The following is a 4,276-nucleotide window of genomic DNA, read 5'->3' on the forward strand; positions in this document are numbered from 1 at the left end:
GGACACTTTTCAAGACAAAGAAAAGTGTCCGTTCCGATGCGCACTACGTGGGGAGGGCCGGGCTTCGCCTCGGCTGGGTGGTGTTTCCCTGGCCTGAATTAAAAGGCCAGCAAGGCAGGGCGGCGCTCTGGCCGGTTTCTCCCCGCCCGCCGCCCGATGCCAGCCGAGCCAGACGCGGCACTGCCGCCGCGTAGTGCGCCTGGAGACGAACACTTTGGCCGCAGGGCAAAGTGTCCGAATCCGAGCGTGCGGCGGCGGACAGGGACGCGGCCATTTCGCGCAAAACTGCCCGCACCCCGCGCCGCCCGGGCAATGAAACGGCCAGCTTTGTGTAAAACGCTTCGCCCGGCCCATCCCCACCGCACGCGGCGTCCCGGACACTTTTCAAGACAAAGAAAAGTGTCCGTTCCGATGCGCACTACGTGGGGAGGGCCGGGCTTCGCCTCGGCTGGATGGCGCTTCTGGGCTGGGTGGTATGACCCCCGCCGCCCGGGCAAAAAAGTGCCTCCCCGTGTTTGCGGACCACGGGGAGGCGGTTAAGGGGTATCGCTTTGGTGTGAGGAGGAATCATGTACAGAACAACGGTTGCGGCTCCGTGTTCTGTGATTTTAGTATACCCATAACTTAAGGAAGAATTTTGAAGGCTCTGTTAACTTTTTGTGAATCCTCGTTTTTGACCTTTTTCGCCGCTCACACCCGGCCATAGATGCCTTTCACGCTCACTTCGCCGCTGAGCACATAGCGCCGCACTCCTTCGCCGGCCACCACGAGGCGGCCCTGCCCGTCCACCGTCTCGGCCACGCCCTCGCCGCCCTCGAACCAGACCTGCCGGCCCAGGTTCACACAGCGGGGCAGATAGTCCGCCCGCAGGGCGCCGAAGCCCTCGCGGTAGAAGGCCCGCAGGTCTTCGTCTTCGATAAAATGGCGGCTGAGGCTCTTTGCCAGCCGGGCGGGCGCGCCGGGGGGCAGGGGGCGGCCCAGATGCCCCGCCACGCTGACGCCGTGGGGCAGGTGAGCGGCGGCGAAAAAATCCGGCGTCTGGCAAAGGTTCACCCCGATGCCGCTGACGAACGCGCCGCCAAAGCCCTCGCAGAGGATGCCCGCCGCCTTTTTGCCGCCCAGCAGCAGGTCGTTGGGCCATTTGAGGGCGCACTGCACGCCGAAGCACTCCTCCAGCGCCCGGGCTGCCGCCAGCCCCGCGGCAAGGGGCAGGCAGGCCGGGCCGGCCAGGGGCTCCTTGAAGAGGATGGTGTAATAGAGGGCCTCGCCCGGCGCGTTCTGCCAGGTGCGGCCCCGCCGGCCGCGGCCCGCGGTCTGGCAGGTGGTCCACACCGCGTCAAAATGGCCCATCTGGGAAAGATGGGCCTTGCAGTAAAGGTTGGTGCTGCCCGCCTGGGGCAGCGCCGTCAGCTTCGGCTCACTCATAGTCCGGCATCTCCAGATGTTCGAACACCGGGGCCTTGCCCCGCTCCACCGTGATGCGCCCATAGGTGGGCCGCCCGGCGCGGGGGATGGCCGCGCTGCCGGGGTTGAACAGGGTCACCTTGTCCAGCCGGATGAGGTCCGGGCAGTGGGTGTGGCCGAAGAGGGCCACGTCCGCGCCCCGGCACAGGGCGTTCCGGGCCAGGTCCTCGTAGGAATATTTCACCCCGTACTGGTGGCCGTGGACGTAATAGAACAGCACCCCCTCGAAGGCCGCAAGGCCCTCGGCCGGCTCCAGCGAGCCGAAATCGCAGTTGCCGTGCACCGGGTACACCGGCATGGGCAGCGCGTTTTGCACCTTTTCCAGGTCGCGGCAGCCGTCGCCCAGAAAGATGAGGGCGTCCGCCCCCGGGTTTTTGGCCGCCACCCGGCTGAAGGCGCTGGCCGAGCCGTGGGTGTCGGAGAGTACAAGGATGGTTTTCATTCGTCTTCCTCCTGCCGGGTCAGCAGCCGGTAGATCTGGCTTTTGCTGAACGGGGTGTTCCGGGCCGCGAGCTTTGCCGCGGCGCTGGCGCTCATGCCGCCCTCCATCAGCCCCCGGCCCTTTTGGGCCGCTTCCTCCAGCGTGGGGGGCGCGGGCCGGGCCTCGGCGGGCAAAGCGCCGGCCATCACCAGCACATATTCCCCCCGGGGGGCGTTGGCCTCGTAATATTCCACCGCTTCGCCCAGGGTGGTCTTGACCACCTCTTCGTGAAGCTTGGTCAGCTCCCGGGCCAGGGTGATGCTGCGCCCGGGGCCGAAGGCGGCGAGCAGGTGCCCCAGGGTCATGCGCAGTTTGTGGGGCGCTTCGTAGAAGATGACGGTGCGCTCCTCGCCTTTCAGCCGCTCCAGCCGCTCGCGGCGCTGGCGCAGATTTGTGGGCAGGAAGCCCTCGAACACAAAGCGCCCGGTGGCCTGGCCGCTCACCGCCAGGGCGGTGACGCAGGCGCTGGCCGCCGGCACCGGCACCACCTTGATGCCCTCGGCCAGCGCGTCGGCAACGATCACCTCGCCGGGGTCGGAGATGGCGGGCATGCCCGCGTCGGAGCACAGGGCGCAGTTTTCGCCCGCCCGGATGCGCTCGAGGATGGCGCGGCCCCGCTCTTTGAGGTTGTGCTCGTAATAGCTCACCAGCGGCTTTTTCAGCCCCAGGTGGTTCAGCAGTTTCAGGGTGACGCGGGTGTCTTCGGCGGCGATGAAGTCCACGCTGCCGAAGGTGGCGGCGGCCCGGGGGGTCATGTCCTCCAGGTTGCCGATGGGGGTCGCCACGATATAGAGTGTGCCGGCCATGGGCCTCACATCCCTTCCCGATAGATTTTTTGAAGCTGGGCCGAGGGGCGGCCGCCCTCGTCCTCCATGAACACATCCGGCTCAAAGCGCAGGCCGGGGCGGCGGTTCTTCCGGGCCTCCACCAGCACCAGCCAGGGCGCGCCGCCCGCTTTCTGCTTTGCAAACGCCGCGCGTTTTGGCTCGAGGCCCGCCGCGCACAGCACCGCGCACACCCGGGCGAACTGGTCCGCCCGGTGGCAGAGGGCGAAACGCCCGCCGTCCCGCAGCAGGGCCGACGCGGCGGCGGCCACCTGCTCCAGGGTGCAGCCGCCCTCGTGGCGGGCGGCGGCCCGGGCGGCGTCGGGGCTGACGAAGCCGCTGGTGAAATAGGGGGGATTGGCCGCCACAAGATGGGCCAGGCCGTCCCCCTTCAAATCGTTCAGATCGGCGCATTCCGGCGTGATGTGGGCCAGGGCCGGGTCCTCGGCCAGGGCCTGCCGCAGCAGGGAGGAACCCTCCGGGTCCACCTCCACGGCGCGGCAGGGGCCCCGGTGGCCCAGGTCGTGCCAGCGCAGGGCCACGATGCCGCAGCCGCTGCACAGGTCCACCGCCGTTTCCACCCGCCGGGGACGGGCAAAGCCGGAAAGGAGCATCGCGTCGGTGCCGAAGCGGTGGGCCCGGCTGATGCAGACCTTTGTGCCGTGGGCCAGCGTTTCCACCGAGACTTCCACACGCTTTGCCTCCCTTCGCGTATTTTTATCCCATGAAGCGCAACCAAAAAAGCGGCGGGTGCAAGGCCCGCCGCTCTTTTTTGTGCTTTGCCGGCGAAAAGGCTGATCAGCCCTCTTCGATGGCGCCAACGGGGCAAGCGCCGGCGCAGGTGCCGCAATCGATGCAGGCGTCCGCGTTGATCTCGTACTTGCCGTCGCCCTGGCTGATGGCGCCGACGGGGCACTCGCCCTCACAGGTGCCGCAGGAAACACAGGAATCGGTGATCTTGTAGGCCATGGTCATTCTCTCCTTTTTCTCCGCGCCATAGATGCCCGGGCAACGGGGCGGCCTGCGCGGCGAGCCGCATGCCGGGGCAAAGGGAGCAAGCCCCCTTTATGGAATTATTGTAGCATAAAATCGAAAAAGCACAAGGGGCAAACGCCCCCCGCCAGGCAAAAAATCAGGGCTGGTCCGGGTCGGGGGCTTTGGGTGGGCGCTTGCCGCCCCGCAGGTAGACGCACTCGCTGCGCTTATAGCATTTGGGGGCCAGCGCCTCGCTGGCAAAGCGCACCTTCAGCATGCCGCTGACGGGGTTTGATTCGATGACCACGCCCTCGCCGTCCGGCGTGCGCACCACGCTGCCGTTCATGGGGGTGATGCTGTTCAGATACTCATAGGCCTTGTGTTCGTAGGAAAGGCAGCACATCAGCCGCCCGCAGGCCCCGGAGATCTTGGCCGGGTTCAGCGACAGGCCCTGCTCCTTGGCCATCTTGATGGACACCGGCTGGAAGTCCTTCAAAAAGCGGCTGCAGCAGAAGGGCTGGCCGCAGATGCC

At 67.0% G+C, this 4,276-nt stretch carries 6 protein-coding genes; all 6 read right to left on the minus strand.

The annotated features are described in order from the left end of the window. Positions 1-690: 690 nt before the first annotated feature. Complete coding sequence (locus tag ACH2AT_RS10725; RefSeq protein ID WP_394965944.1) at positions 691-1,425, minus strand: biotin--[acetyl-CoA-carboxylase] ligase; 735 nt, start codon at positions 1,423-1,425, stop codon at positions 691-693. Next, complete coding sequence (locus ACH2AT_RS10730; RefSeq protein ID WP_394965946.1) at positions 1,418-1,906, minus strand: YfcE family phosphodiesterase; 489 nt, start codon at positions 1,904-1,906, stop codon at positions 1,418-1,420. The genes ACH2AT_RS10725 and ACH2AT_RS10730 overlap by 8 nt, the downstream gene beginning before the upstream one ends. After that, entirely contained in the window at positions 1,903-2,751 is an 849-nt protein-coding gene (gene rsmI, locus ACH2AT_RS10735; protein ID WP_394965948.1) for a 16S rRNA (cytidine(1402)-2'-O)-methyltransferase, read from the minus strand. Before rsmI ends, ACH2AT_RS10730 begins: the two co-directional genes overlap by 4 nt. A 5-nt stretch (positions 2,752-2,756) precedes the next feature. Beyond that, positions 2,757-3,461: a tRNA1(Val) (adenine(37)-N6)-methyltransferase gene (locus ACH2AT_RS10740; RefSeq protein ID WP_394965950.1), complete on the minus strand. Its 705-nt coding sequence runs from the start codon at positions 3,459-3,461 to the stop codon at positions 2,757-2,759. A 106-nt stretch (positions 3,462-3,567) separates the two neighbouring features. Beyond that, the gene (locus ACH2AT_RS10745) at positions 3,568-3,738 is read right to left on the minus strand and encodes a DUF362 domain-containing protein (protein WP_177521505.1); all 171 of its coding nucleotides are present in this window, start codon (positions 3,736-3,738) and stop codon (positions 3,568-3,570) included. A gap of 163 nt (positions 3,739-3,901) precedes the next feature. Then, positions 3,902-4,276: regulatory iron-sulfur-containing complex subunit RicT (gene ricT / locus ACH2AT_RS10750; protein WP_394965952.1), on the minus strand; the 375-nt coding region annotated here is incomplete at its 5' end.

The organism is Candidatus Allofournierella excrementigallinarum, from assembly GCF_944388085.1.
Taxonomy (GTDB): Bacteria; Bacillota; Clostridia; order Oscillospirales; family Ruminococcaceae; genus Allofournierella_A; species Allofournierella_A excrementigallinarum.